7 protein-coding genes and 1 tRNA gene are annotated in these 13,689 nt (G+C 65.1%); 4 read left to right on the forward strand and 4 right to left on the reverse strand.

Going from position 1 to position 13,689, the window contains the following annotated elements; genetic code table 11:
- Nucleotides 1–205: 205 nt before the first annotated feature.
- The 3 genes from JN280_RS32690 to JN280_RS32700 all read right to left on the reverse strand — a co-directional run bounded on the left by JN280_RS32690 (nucleotide 206) and on the right by JN280_RS32700 (nucleotide 2,011).
- A complete protein-coding gene (locus tag JN280_RS32690; RefSeq protein WP_202308400.1) occupies nucleotides 206–580 on the reverse strand; it encodes a GFA family protein in 375 nt (124 codons plus the stop codon).
- A gap of 579 nt (nucleotides 581–1,159) precedes the next feature.
- Nucleotides 1,160–1,236 (reverse strand) — tRNA-His (locus JN280_RS32695).
- Nucleotides 1,237–1,549: 313 nt separating this feature from the next.
- Nucleotides 1,550–2,011, reverse strand: coding sequence for a phasin (locus tag JN280_RS32700; RefSeq protein WP_202308402.1), 462 nt, complete (start codon nucleotides 2,009–2,011; stop codon nucleotides 1,550–1,552).
- A 244-nt stretch (nucleotides 2,012–2,255) separates the two neighbouring features.
- Between JN280_RS32700 and JN280_RS32705 the strand changes: the two genes are divergently transcribed.
- The 4 genes from JN280_RS32705 (at nucleotide 2,256) to JN280_RS32720 (ending at nucleotide 11,172) form a co-directional block, all read left to right on the forward strand.
- Complete coding sequence (locus tag JN280_RS32705; protein ID WP_202308404.1) at nucleotides 2,256–5,894, forward strand: ATP-binding protein; 3,639 nt, start codon at nucleotides 2,256–2,258, stop codon at nucleotides 5,892–5,894.
- A 109-nt stretch (nucleotides 5,895–6,003) separates the two neighbouring features.
- The gene (gene htpG / locus JN280_RS32710; RefSeq protein WP_202308406.1) at nucleotides 6,004–7,896 is read left to right on the forward strand and encodes a molecular chaperone HtpG; all 1,893 of its coding nucleotides are present in this window, start codon (nucleotides 6,004–6,006) and stop codon (nucleotides 7,894–7,896) included.
- A 446-nt stretch (nucleotides 7,897–8,342) separates the two neighbouring features.
- Nucleotides 8,343–9,380, forward strand: a complete 1,038-nt coding sequence (locus JN280_RS32715) for a Fe(3+) ABC transporter substrate-binding protein (RefSeq protein WP_244742415.1) — start codon at nucleotides 8,343–8,345, stop codon at nucleotides 9,378–9,380.
- Nucleotides 9,381–9,462: 82 nt separating this feature from the next.
- Nucleotides 9,463–11,172: an ABC transporter permease gene (locus tag JN280_RS32720; RefSeq protein ID WP_342216132.1), complete on the forward strand. Its 1,710-nt coding sequence runs from the start codon at nucleotides 9,463–9,465 to the stop codon at nucleotides 11,170–11,172.
- Nucleotides 11,173–11,588: 416 nt separating this feature from the next.
- Here JN280_RS32720 and JN280_RS32725 read toward each other — a convergent pair whose 3' ends face one another.
- Nucleotides 11,589–13,544, reverse strand: coding sequence for an acetoacetate--CoA ligase (locus JN280_RS32725; RefSeq protein WP_202315191.1), 1,956 nt, complete (start codon nucleotides 13,542–13,544; stop codon nucleotides 11,589–11,591).
- Between the last annotated feature and the right edge of the window lie 145 nt (nucleotides 13,545–13,689).

The raw sequence follows: 13,689 nt of genomic DNA on the forward strand, positions 1-13,689 counted from the left end.
CCACCCCGTGAGGCGCGGGCTTGTCTTCGCAATTCTCGTGATTCAGCGAGGCGACAAAATAAAGCGGCCGGCGGCCCCAACCAGTGTTGCCTGAGTAGCCTGCCGACCGCTGCGGTCTTCTGAGCGGGCCGCACCCTTACTTATCATGAATATTGGAAAGTGCTTATTGGGCTTTAGGGCATATACAACCATAACTTTCCGACTTTCAGTCGCACATGTCGAGCCAACTGTGCCGACGCTCGCTGTAGACGGTTTGCGTCGGAGCGGGAAAATCCGGATCCGCAAACGAACCAACCGCGACAGCGACGGCCCCCGGTTTGCGCTGAGGCTTCCAGAAAACAGTCGAGCCACAATCCGGGCAAAAATGAAACGTCACGGGAAAGCCGCTGTCGGACTGGCGCGAAAAGGACTTCGTTGGCCCTTCGATCCGGACAGTGTCTCTGTCGAAGAAAGCTGCTACGCCGAAGGAGCTACCGGTCCGCTTTTGGCAATCCAGGCAGTGACAAACCGATACCTTCGTCGGCTCGGAAGCGCACGTCACGCGGATGCTTCCACAAGCGCAGGTCGCCAGTCTTGTCATCGTCTTGCTTCGCTCCCAGTCGGCGTATCGTCCTCGAACTCGTCGGCCGGCAGATAGCCGGCCGCGATCGGCCAATCCCTCAGCGCTGCAGCGGCGGCCAACTCGCTCGACAAACTGGTCTGGCGCCAGCCATCCATCGGTCTACAGCGCGTTGCGTGAAAATGGATTCACGCAAGACGCTGCAGGTTTTTGATTTGACGCATGTCTTTATCCCGAAACCGGTACCCACTTTCGGGAAACATGCTTTAGCGCGGCGATATGTCGTCTTCAATGCCGCTCGCGAGGTGCATCGCGCCATTCATCAATCCTATCCGGGGCCAGAGTATCGACACCCTGGCAGCCAAAGGATCGGCGGAAACGGCATTCAGTTGGATAGGACCAACCCAGATGGAGGACCGTTCGGGCGATGGCATCGTGCTTTCCGAAACCGAGTACGATTGTCGGACCGCTGCTGTAGCCGTGCACCAGTGGAAGCCCGTCGATATTCAGGGGGGTCGGTTGCAACATGACCGCGCGAGGGGCGGGCGTGCCTCTCGCTCCATCTTGGCGCTTTGTTTCCGTTGTTGTTGAAGAAAGGGATGGTACGGTTGCTCGGGATCGAACCGAGGACCTCCGGATCCACAATCCGGCGCTCTAACCATCTGAGCTACAACCGCACACGCTGCCGTTCGGCGAAGCGTCCATACGGACAAATGGAATTTAATTCAAGAGCGTCCTGCGTGCAAAGGCAAAGGGGCGACAATTCGCACAGGAAATGCCCGGCACCGCCGCAAAAGGAAAAGGCCGGAAGCGGAAATCCCGGCCTTTCCCGTAGGCCTGCGATACAGGCCTGCCCCGCGGGCAACGGCCCCGCTTCAGAGCGCCACGCGCCCGGCTGGACGCGCAAGGACACTCCGTTCCTCCGAAGCTCCGCATCGAGCCGGACGAAAATCGTTTCCGGCTTTGGGCCGATGCGGGCCGCGTAGCCGATCAGGCGACCTTGAGTTCCTTGAGCGCCTTCTCGAAGGCGCCCTTCAGGGGCTGCACCACGTCTTCGGCGGCTTTGGAGGAAGCGGCCTGGAATTCCTTGGCCTGGTCAACGGCCATCTCCACGCGCTTGCGCAGAAAGGTGCTCTGCAGTTCGACGACTTCAGAGAGCGACTTGGCCGCGACGAGAGCCTCGAGATGGGCGAAGCCGGCCTCGGCATTGGCGCGCAGGGCGGCGATGGTCTTCAGCGACAGGTCGTTGGAAACGGTCTTGGCCGTCTCGAAGGTCGTCTCGATCGCCTTCTGCGCCTCTTCCGCGCCAGCCTTCACCTTGGCATAGGCTTCCTTCGACTGCTCGACGCCCTTCTCGGCGAAGGAACGGAGCTGATCGGTCGCCTTCGAGGCGTCGAAAGCGGAAAACTCGATATTCTCAATGACATCTGCAGTCTTTTCAGTCTTGGCCATTTCCCTGATCCTTTTGTTTTGCCGTCGTCATATTGCCCGGCGGTTCATTCAATATGCTCACCTAACATATACTATTGTGCAATGCAACATTCTTTGGTGCGACGCACCACACCTTTCCCCAGGCGGTTAACCAAATGCCCAAAAACGGCTTGATCGGCACCCTTGGTTTCTGGACCTTCGACCTTCCACCTTTTATTAACAAAGAGTTAAACCACGGCGCGTGGCGCCCCGACAGGAAGCGCTCATGGCTTCACGGGACTACTCCTTTCTCGACATCGCGGTCCTCGACGATGTGCGTGCGCGTTTTGCCGCCGGCGACGCGCTCGCCGTGCTGTCGACCGATCTCGAGGAAGTCGTCTGGGCCAACGGCGAGGGCGCGGCGCTGTTCGGCTATCGCGACATCGAAGAGATCATGGGCGCCGAGGCGCGGCTGCCCCTGGCGGCACGCCGTCAGATCATGGCCGCTCCCGGCTATCCCGCGCTCGGGCGCGATCGGGCGATAGCAGTCCGGCTGGCCAGCGGCATGACGAGCCGCATGGTGGGTTTCCTGGCGAGCCGCATCGAACTGCCGGACGGCGAGGCCGCGATCCTGCTTGCCGTCCCCGCCGTAAATGGCGCTTCGCGCAGCTCGAGGGAGATCGCCGAGCGCGCCATCGCCGGCTTCAGCGAGGCCGGCCATTTCGTCGCGCTGGTCGACGGGACGGGCGGTATCACCGCCGCGTCGGAAGGTTTCCTGGACCTGGGCATCCCCGCCTCGACGCTCGCCGGTCTCGCGGGCGACGTGATCAACGCGCCGGACCGGCTGGTGAAACGTCTGGTTGCGACGGGCACGGCGCGCCTGCCCGCGGGCATGGCGCGGCTCGTCGACCAGCCCCCGCTCAGCCTGCTGGTGGTCGTCAATGAAGACGTTGCCGCCGTCCACGAGGAGGTGCCCGCCAATGCGCCGGAAGCCGCCCTCCGGGATGGCGTTTACGACGAACCGCCCATGAAGCCTGCCGCCGAAGCTCCTGCGATCCGGAAAGAGACCCCGCCGGAGAATGGCCGGCCGGCGCCCATCCAACCCGGCTCCGCCGGCAAGGGCGAAGACGACCATTGGTATTTCAGCGCCGGCGAGGAGAAGGCAGCACCGCCCTCCCCGCCTCGAAGCGAAACGCCGGCTCCGGCGCAGGCGAGCGGCGAGCAGGCATCGACCACGGCCGATGCCGGCCGCCCGACGCCTCCCGTCGAGCGCGGCACCACCCCGGTGCGCTTCGCCTGGCGGACCGACGCGCAAGGACGCTTCAGCGCCATTTCCGACGAGTTCGCGAATGCGGTCGGAGCGGCAGCTGCCGATGTGATCGGCCGCAAGTTTGGCGACGTCGCGACAATGCTCGGCTTCGACCCCGACCGCGAGATCACGGGCCTGCTCGAAAGGCGCGACACCTGGTCGGGGCGCTCGGTGCTGTGGCCGGTTGCGGGCACCGATCTCAGGATTCCGGTCGACCTCGCCGCACTGCCGGCCTATGGCCGCAGCCGCGACTTCGAAGGTTTTCGCGGCTTCGGCGTGGCGCGCCCCGGCGACGCCGTCACCGATCCCGAAGGCATCGGGCTGACGCTGACGCCCGACTACCGTCCGCCCGCGACGCCCCCGGCGCGAGAGGCGGCAGCAGGAGGGGCGGGCCGGCAGACGCCTTCCACGCCGACCCGCCGATCCGAAGCCGATGGAGGCAAGCGCCGGGATCCGTTCGCGGGCGAGGTTCCCGCCCTCGCCATCGTGGCCAAACCCGAGCGTCGGCAGAGCGACAAGGTCATTCGCCTGGCAGAACATCGAGTGCCTTCTGCGAACGACAAGGGCCTGACGCCGGTCGAGCGCAACGCTTTCCGCGAGATTGGAGACCGGCTGAAGCGGGAAAGCGGCAACGGTGCACCGAGAGCGCCCGAAGCGCCGCGAACCCACGGCGGTGCCGAACTCACCGACAAAACCGAAGTACCCGGCGCCGAGAACGCCCGAGATACAACGGCCGGGACGGCCTCAGGCGAGATCGCGGCTGCGGATCGAGGCGTGAGCTCTCACCCGACCGCGCGAGACGACGCGGAAAAGCAGACGGCAGCCACGGCGACGGAGCCTGCTCTCGAGAGCGAGCGGCAAGACCCGCCGCCGGTCGAAGAGCCCGCGGCCGAGACGACGATCGACGATGCCACAGAGGGCACAGCCGACCGGCCGCCGCTCGATGCCGCCGTCGGGGAAACGAAGGCGGAAGCCGACAGCGAGACCCCGGCGACGGACGCCGAAGCGATGCCGCCCCGGCCGGATGAAAGCCCCCTCGCCGCTGCCGCCTCGCGGGAATCGGATGCCGCCTTGCCGGAACCGGAGCTCGATCCGGCCGCGGCAACGGCGGCCACGGCCGAGCATGCCCGTCCAGGGCTCGACACGTCGATCCTCGACAAGCTGCCGGTACCGGTGCTGATCCATTCGGGCGATGTGCTGCACTACGCCAATCGCGACTTCCTCGAATTCACGGCCTATGCCTCCGTCGAGGAACTGGCCGAACGCGGCGGCCTGGGCGAGCTCTTCGGCGATCCCTATCGCGACGAAGGCGACGGCGACCGGACGGACCGCAAGCTTCGCCTGCGCCGGGGCGACGGGCTGGAGTTACCCGTCGAGGCGCTCTTGCAGTCGGTGCCGTGGAAGGGCGGCAAGGCGCTGCTTCTGGCGCTGCGCAAGATCGGCCGGATGCCGGTGCGGACACCTGTTCCGGGCCTGTCGGCCGAGCACCGGAACGAGCTCGAGACACGCATCGCCGAGCTTTCGACGATCATCGACACCGCGACCGACGGCGTGGTGCTGATCGCCAATGACGGCGCGATCCGTTCGATCAGCCGGCCGGCCGAAGCCCTGTTCGGCGTCGACAGCGCGGAGGTGGCCGGCAAGCCGTTCACCGCACTGTTCGCCATGGAAAGCCAGCGCGCTGCGCGCGACTATCTCAACGGCCTGTCGGAGAACGGCGTCGCGAGCGTGCTCAATGACGGGCGAGAGGTCATCGGCCGCGAGGCGCAGGGACGCTTCATCCCATTGTTCATGACGATCGGCAAGCTGCCCAATCTGGGCGGATACTGCGCCGTCGTGCGCGACATAACGCAGTGGAAGCGCGCGGAAGAGGAACTCACGCAGTCGCGCGCCCAGGCCGAGCGGGCGTCGTCGCAGAAGACCGACTTCCTGGCCCGCGTCAGCCACGAGATCCGTACCCCGCTCAACGCCATCATCGGCTTTTCGGAACTGATGATGGACGAGAAGTTCGGACCGATCGGCAATGACCGCTATCGCGACTACATGCGCGACATCAACCGTTCCGGCAACCATGTGCTCGATCTCGTCAACGACCTGCTCGACATCTCCAAGATCGAGGCCGGCCAGCAGGAGATGGCTTATGAGGCCGTGTCGCTGAACGATACGCTGGCCGAGACCGTCGCCATGATGCAGCCGCAGGCCAATCGCGAGCGCGTCATCATCCGCTCGAGCTTCGCCTCGCGCCTGCCCGAGGTTGTCGCCGATCTGCGGAGCGTGCGCCAGATCGCGCTGAACCTTCTGTCGAACGCCGTGCGCTACACTCATGCCGGCGGCCAGGTTATCGTGTCCACCTCCTACGAGGCCTCGGGAGACGTCGCCATGCGGGTGCGCGACACCGGCATCGGCATGACCCCGGCCGAGATCGAGCAGGCGCTGAAGCCCTTCAAGCAGGTCAATGCGCTGAAGCGTCCGCGCGGCGACGGCACCGGCCTCGGCCTGCCGCTGACCAAGGCGATGGTCGAAGCCAACCGCGCCAAATTCACCATCAGCTCGACCCCCGGGGAAGGCACGCTGGTCGAGATCGTCTTCCCTTCGACCCGGGTGCTGGCGGACTGATATTTCGCGCCCGCGCAAAAGCGTCCCTGCCGCGCGCCGCCATCTTGAAAATCGCGCCTCGACCCGCCATCTGGGTCAGCGAATTTTTCAGCTCAGCATGGATGGTGACATGACGACAGACACGCCGAACCAGGAAACCAAGAGCTTCGAGGCCGACGTTTCGCGCCTGCTGCATATGATGGTCCATTCCGTCTATTCGGACCGCGAGGTGTTCCTGCGCGAACTGATCTCGAATGCCGCAGATGCCTGCGAGAAGCTTCGCTACGAGGCGATCCTGCGCCCGGAACTCGCCGGCGGCGACTTCAAGGCGCGCATCACCGTCAGCGCCGATCCGGAGAACCGGCAGCTTGCGGTCGAGGACAATGGCATCGGAATGAGCCGCGACGAGATGGTCGAGGCGCTGGGCACGATCGCACGCTCCGGAACGCGGGCCTTCCTGGAGCGCGTGGAGGCGGCCAAGGGAAATGACGGCGCGCAGCTCGTCGGTCAGTTCGGCGTCGGCTTCTACTCCGCCTTCATGGTCGCCGACCGGGTCGACGTGGTCACTCGCCTGGCCGGCAGCGAGGACGCCTGGCGCTGGTCGTCCGACGGCAAGGGCCAATATGCGATCGGACCGGTGACGGCGGAGGAGGCGCCGAAGCGCGGCACCCGCGTCGTGCTGCATCTTATGGAGGATGCGGCCACCTTCGCCGAGAAATACAGGCTGGAACAGCTGGTGAAGTCCCGTTCTGGGCATGTGCCCGTGCCGATCTCCATCGTCGAGAAGCCCGGCGCCGAGGCGAGCGAGATCGCCGACGGCACGGCGCTCTGGGTGAAGCCCAAGAGCGAGATCAAGCCGGAGGAATATACCGACTTCTACCGCAGCGTGGCCGGCCAGTATGACGAGCCGGCCGCGACGATCCATTTCCGCGCCGAGGGGCGGCACGAATATACGGCGCTCGCCTTCGTGCCAGGCATGCGGCCATTCGACCTGTTCGACCAGGATCGCAAGGGGCGCATGAAGCTCTACGTCAAGCGCGTCTTCATCACCGATGATGCGGAGCTGCTGCCGCGCTACCTCCGCTTCGTGCGCGGCATCGTGGATTCGGCCGACTTGCCGCTCAACGTCTCGCGCGAGATGATCCAGGAAAGCCCCCTGCTCGGCGCGATCAGGAAGGGTGTCACCGGCCGCGTGCTCACCGAGCTCTCGAAGCTGGCCGAGAGCGACGCCGAGGCCTTTGCGAAGATATGGGACAATTTCGGCGTCGTGCTGAAGGAGGGCCTCTACGAGGACTTCGAGCGCCGCGAGCAACTGCTGAAGCTGGCGCGTTTCAGGTCGACGGCGTCGGGTGACGCCCTGCGCAGCCTCGCCGACTATGTCGCCGCGATGAAGGAAGGGCAGAAGGCGATCTTCTTCATGGCCGGCGACGACCGGGCGCGCCTCGAGGCCTCGCCGCAACTCGAAGGCTTCAAGGCCCGCGGCCTGGAGGTCCTGCTGCTCACGGATCCGGTCGACAGCTTCTGGGTGACGAGCGCGCCGGAATTCGAGGGCAAGCCCTTCAAATCGGTGACGCAGGGAGCCAGCGAACTCGCCGACATCCCGCTGCTCGACGACGCCGCCAGGCCCGATGCCGAAGCCACGCCCGAGGTCGGCGCCTTCCTGGCCTTCGTCAGATCCTCGCTCGGCGACGCGGTCTCGGACGTGAAGGCGTCCGACCGCCTGACGGAGAGCGCCGTCTGCCTGGTCGCGCCCGAGCACGGCCCCGACCGGCAGTTCGAGCGGCTTCTCAGCGCCGCCGGCCGACTGACCAGCGCGGCGAAGCCGATCCTGGAGATCAATCCGCGTCACCAGCGCATTCACGCACTTGCCGCGCTGGGCGAAGGCGAGCAGGCCTTCCGCGAAGACGTGGCGCATCTGCTCTATGACGAGGCGCGTGTGCTCGACGGCGACAAGCCGCTCGACGCCAAGGCCTTCTCGGAGCGCCTCGCCCGCCTGATGGCACGGGGCGCGGGAGCGAACTGAGGCGGTTTCCGGATCCGGGGCGGGACATCTCGGTCCCGCCCCGGATCTTCAATGTCGGACAGTCTGCGAAAAGACGTTGATCACGACGACTCCTGCCACGAGATGGATGGTCGCGCGAGACATGGGATTTCCTGTTGCAACGTTCCCAGCGGCCAGCATGTCCACGGCCACTGCCGGAATCCCCGGCAGCGGAAACGAGTTGTAGCAAGAACGGGCGGCCAGGGCGGGACCGGCGCGATTTCCCGGTCGGGCCAATCCGGATCAACTTGATCGCACCGATCAACAAACCATTGAAAAGCTGCGCAAATCCGTCCAGTTTAGAACGTTTCTAAACTATTGAATTCATTGCCCTTTCCCTTGACGGCGACAGGCAAATGCAGCAAGAGACGGCAGACCGTCACCGAATTCATACAGACGTACGGCATCCCACAACGAAGGAGATGGAAATGGACCTGAGAAGCGCACGGTTCGCCGCCGCATTCACACTGGCCACGCTGTTCGCCGCCCCTGCGCTCGCAGACGGCGTCGTCAATGTCTATTCCTACCGGCAGCCCGATCTCATCAAGCCGGTTCTCGACGCCTTCACGGCCGATACAGGCATCAAGACCGAGGTGCTCTTCCTCGACAAGGGTCTCGAGGACCGCATCCTGGCCGAGGGCCAGAACTCGCCTGCCGACGTGATCCTGACCGTCGACATCTCCCGGCTGACCAACGCCAAGGAGAAAGGCGTGACGCAGGCGCTGGACGATGCGACCGTCAATGCAAACCTGCCCGCGGAATATCGCGACCCCGAAGGCCACTGGTTCGGCCTCACCAAGCGCGCGCGGGTGCTCTATGCCTCGAAGGAGCGGGTGGGCGACGAGCCGATCGCCTATGCCGACCTTGCCGACCCCAAGTGGAAAGGCAAGATTTGCATGCGCTCGGGCCAGCATGACTACAATCTCGCGCTGTTCGCGGCCGCGATCGCGCATTGGGGCGAGGCCAAGACCGAGGAATGGATGAAGGGCCTCAAGGCAAACCTCGCCCGCAAGCCCGAGGGCGGCGATCGGCCTCAGGCCAAGGCGATCTTCGCGGGCGAATGCGACATCGCGCTCGGCAACACCTACTATGTCGGCCTCATGCAGACCAACGAGAAGGAGCCCGAGGAGAAGGAATGGGCTGGCGCCATCAAGGTGGTCTTCCCGACCTTCGAGAACGGCGGCACGCATGTGAACATCTCGGGCGCCGCGCTCGCCAAGAACGCGCCGAACCGCGACAACGCGGTGAAGCTCATCCAGTTCCTGTCGAGCCACAAGGCCCAGCAGATCTATGCCGAGCAGGTGTTCGAATATCCGGTCGAGCCGGGCCTCGAACCCTCGGCCGTGGTCAAGGGCTTCGGCACGCTCGAGGCCGACACGCTGCCGCTGGCCGATATCGCCAAGAACCGCAAGGCGGCGTCCGAGATGGTCGACCGCGTGGGCCTCGACGACGGCCCGAGCAGCTGACGAATGCCGGCGGAATGACGTTTCGGAGCCGGGCCGCGCGAGCGGTCCGGCTCCGTCGCGAAAGGAAGGACATGGTTTCGAATTGACGGGGATCGACCAGACCGCCGCGACGGGCGGCGCTTCCGGCACCATGGGCCCGCGCGTTCGGCGCCCCTCCCATCCTTACGTCTATCTCGCGACGCTGGCCGTCTGCGCCGCCGTGCTCTTGCCCGTTGTGGCACTGGCCTCGATCGCGCTCACCGGAAGCGGCAGCGACTGGCCGCATCTCGTGGCCAATGTGCTGCCGGGAGCGATCCGCACGACGCTGCTTCTGCTCCTGCTGGTTGCCACAGGCACGGCGACAATGGGGGTCGTGACCGCCTGGCTCGTGGTCGGCTTCGATTTCCCCCTGCGCCGCATCTTCGCCTGGGCGCTGGTTCTGCCGCTCGCCATTCCGCCCTATCTCGCGGCTTACGCTTTCGCCGAATTCTTCCATTTCACCGGGCCGGTCCAGGGCGCCATCCGCTCGCTGTTCGGCTTTGCCAGCGCGCGTGACTACTGGTTCCCCGACATCCGCACGACGGGCGGCGCGGCGCTCGTGCTGAGCTGCGTGCTCTACCCTTACGTCTATCTCACCTCTCGCATCGTCTTCCTGATGCAGGGCCGCAACATCGCCGACGTGGCGCGCACGCTCGGGGCCCGCCCGGCAAAGGTGTTCTGGCGCATTCTCTTGCCCGTGGCGCGGCCGGCGATCGTCGCCGGCATCACCCTGGTGCTGATGGAGACCATCAACGACATCGGCGCCTCGGAATATCTCGGCGTGCGGACCCTGACCGTCTCGGTCTTCACCACATGGTTGAACCGCGGCAGCCTCGAAGGGGCGGCGCAGATCGCCATGACGATGCTGATCCTGGTGCTGCTTCTGCTGCTGGCCGAACAATGGGCGCGCCGCAAGCAGCGCTTTCACACCAGCCGCGCCACGCAGCTCAGGGCCCATCCGCCCCGGGTCCGCCTGACCGGCGCGAAAGGCCTCCTGGCCTTCGTCGCCGTGGCGTTGCCCGTGCTCTCCGGCTTCGGCATTCCGCTTTACGTCTTCGGCCGCTACGCCTCCCGGCGGCTCGACCAGTTCGTCTCGCCCGAACTCGGCGCGGCGCTGATCAATTCGATCACCACGGCCGGAACGACCGCCCTCGTCACCGTCGTCATCGCCCTGGTGCTGATGAACGCGTTGAGGCTGGTGCGATCACGGCCGATCGCCCTGCTGGTGCGGCTCGCCTCGATGGGCTACGCGCTGCCGGGGACCATCCTCGGCCTCGGGCTGCTGTTCACGCTCGCCCGGTTCGACAATCTGGTCGACGCCTTCGCGCGCAGCCAACTCGGCCTCTCGACCGGCCTGCTGCTCACCGGTTCGGCCGCCGCCGTCATCTTCGGCTGCACGATCCGTTTCATGGCACTCGCCGAAGGCGCGATCCGGTCCGGCCTGGAGAAACTGCCGCCGCATCTCGACGAGGCTGCCCGCAGCCTCGGGCAGAACCCGGCGCGCAGCGCCCGCAAAGTGCTCCTGCCCCTGCTCAGGCCGGCCATAGTCACGGCTGCCGTGCTGGTCTTCGTCGATACGGTGAAGGAACTGTCGGCGACGATCCTGCTCAGGCCCTTCGGCTTCAACACGCTTGCCACCAGTGTTTACGAGAACGCCTCGCGCGCGGTCGTGGCCGAAGCCGGGCCTGCCGCCATCCTGATCATCCTCACCGCGCTGATCCCGGTGGTTCTGCTTTCCGGCGCGCTGGTGCGGGATCAGGAAGCGGCATTGTGAGCGAGTAGCGAGTAGCGAGTAGCGAGTAGCGAGTAGCGAGTAGCGAGTAGCGAGTAGCGAGTAGCGAGTAGGATGCGCGGCCTGCCTTGGATGGCAAGCCTCCTTTTCGCTATTCGCTATTGGCTACTCGCTATTCGCTCACCAAAAAGAAAGGCGTCCCGAAAGGACGCCTAGCAATGTGTCTGCTGTGACAACGCGGCTTGAGCGAACTCTGGTTTCCGGTATCCGGAAGAAGGCTTCCGCCTCAAGTTACGCAGGAATATCGGCCCCGTCCGTTAACAAGTCCTTACCGAAGTGCAGCGCAATTTACCAAACTGTGCCAGTCCTGAAATCGCGGTAAATTTCGGCTTCACCTTTCGTTAAGCATGAATTGTCCGCCTGCAGGCCGCTCCGCCCGGGCAAATGGGTGCTTCTCGCTATTCCGCGAGCTGCGGCAGGTCCTTGAACAGATCAAGGGCCTCGGGATTGGCCAGGGCCTCCTTGTTCTTGACGACGCGCCCATGGACGACGTCGCGCACCGCGAGTTCGGTGATCTTGCCCGACTTGGTGCGCGGGATGTCGCTGACCGCCACGATCCTGGCCGGCACGTGGCGCGGGCTCGCGCCGTTCCGGATCTTCGTGCGGATGCGCTTCTCCAAATCCTCGTCGAGCGCGACATCAGGCGCCAGCCTGACGAACAGCACCACGCGCACGTCGCCGTCCCAGTCCTGGCCGATGCAGAGCGCCTCGACGATTTCCGGGAGCTGCTCGACCTGATTGTAGATTTCGGCCGTGCCGATGCGCACCCCGCCCGGGTTGAGCGTCGCGTCGGAACGGCCATGGATGATTATGCCGCCATGCGCCGTCCATTCGGCGAAGTCGCCATGGCACCAGATATTGTCGAAACGCTCGAAATAGGCCGCGTGGTATTTCTCGCCCTTCGGATCGTTCCAGAACGAGACCGGCATCGACGGGAAGGCCTTGGTGCAGACCAACTCGCCCTTCTCGCCCACGACAGGCTTGCCGTCGTCGTTCCAGACGTCGACCGCCATGCCGAGGCCCGCTCCCTGGATCTCGCCGATCCAGACCGGCTCGGTCGGGACGCCCAGCACGAAACAGGAGACGATATCGGTGCCGCCGGATATCGAGGCCAGATGCACGTCGTCCTTGATGTGCTCGTAGACATAGCCGAACCCTTCCGGCGACAGCGGCGAGCCGGTCGACGACAAGGTGCGGACGGCCGAGAGATCGTGCGTCTTCTTCGGTTCCAGCCCGGCCTTGCGGACGGCGTCGATGAATTTTGCCGAAGTGCCGAAATAGGTCATCTTCTCGGCCTGGGCGAAATCGAACAGCACGTTGCCGTCGGGATGAAAGGGCGACCCGTCATAAAGCAGCAGCGTCGCGCCCGAGGCGAGGCCCGAGACCAGCCAGTTCCACATCATCCAGCCGCAGGTGGTGAAGTAGAAGAAGCGGTCGCCGTCCTTGATGCCGGCATGCAGGCGCTGCTCCTTCAGATGCTGGACAAGCGTGCCGCCGGCCGAATGGACGATGCATTTCGGGACGCCGGTCGTGCCGGAGGAGAACAGGATATAGAGCGGATGGGAGAAGGGCAGCCGCTCATAGCGGGGCGTTCCGGCCGTGAACGGAGCGATCGCCCCTTCGAGCGACTGTGCCCCGATGTCTGCCGCGACGGCCTCGGCCCTGCCCAGATAGTCGACGACGAGAACCTTGCGCAGGCCTGGCAGCTTCGCGACGATCGCCGCCAGCTTCGGCGCCACCTCGATCTCCTTGCCGTTGTACCAGTAGCCGTCCGGCGCCAGGAAAACGACCGGCTCGATCTGGCCGAAACGGTCGAGCACGCCCTGTTCGCCGAAGTCGGGCGAGCAGGACGACCAGATCGCGCCGAGCGAAGTCGCTGCAAGCATGGCAGCCACCGTCTCCGGCATGTTCGGCATCATCGCCGCCACGCGATCCCCCGGCTTGACGCCGAGCGAGAGGAAAAGCTGCTGGATGCGCGAGACGAGCGCCGCAAGCTCGTCCCAGGAGAGCCGACGGCTCACCTTGTCCTCGCCGCGGAACACGATCGCGTCGTCGCTGCCCGACTTGCGAAGGAGATTCTCGGCGAAGTTCAGCCGCGCTTCGGGAAAGAACGAGGCGCCCGGCATCCTGTCGCCATCGGCCAGCACGCGTGCGCCTTTCTCGCCGATCACGCCGCAATGGTCCCAGATCAGGTCCCAGAAGTCCTCGCGGTCTTCGATGGACCATCGGTGCAGCTCGGCATAGGCGGTGAGGCTTCGGCCCGCTTTCGCCGAAGCCGCTGCGGCAAAGGCCGTCAGGGGCGCCTTGGCGATGCGCGAAGCACTCGGAATCCAGAGCGGGGCGGCGTTTGACATAAGGTCCTCCAGATTGGCGCGGTCGTTATGCATGCCGCCCGGCGGCAGGGCAAGACGATCCGACACGGGTCAGGCCTTCAAACCGTTTGAAAGTCGCGCGCGGCGACCGCAGCGACAATTAATCGGCATAGGATGTGCGAAACGC

This window comes from Mesorhizobium sp. L-8-10 (assembly GCF_016756635.1).
Lineage (GTDB): Bacteria > Pseudomonadota > Alphaproteobacteria > Rhizobiales > Rhizobiaceae.

Coding starts and splice junctions, on each gene's coding strand:
- JN280_RS32700 (WP_202308402.1), bottom strand. CDS start 2,011: ATGGCCAAGACTGAAAAGACTGCAGATGTCATTGAGAATATCGAGTTT.
- JN280_RS32690 (WP_202308400.1), bottom strand. CDS start 580: ATGACAAGACTGGCGACCTGCGCTTGTGGAAGCATCCGCGTGACGTGC.
- JN280_RS32725 (WP_202315191.1), bottom strand. CDS start 13,544: ATGTCAAACGCCGCCCCGCTCTGGATTCCGAGTGCTTCGCGCATCGCC.
- JN280_RS32705 (WP_202308404.1), top strand. CDS start 2,256: ATGGCTTCACGGGACTACTCCTTTCTCGACATCGCGGTCCTCGACGAT.
- htpG (WP_202308406.1), top strand. CDS start 6,004: ATGACGACAGACACGCCGAACCAGGAAACCAAGAGCTTCGAGGCCGAC.
- JN280_RS32715 (WP_244742415.1), top strand. CDS start 8,343: ATGGACCTGAGAAGCGCACGGTTCGCCGCCGCATTCACACTGGCCACG.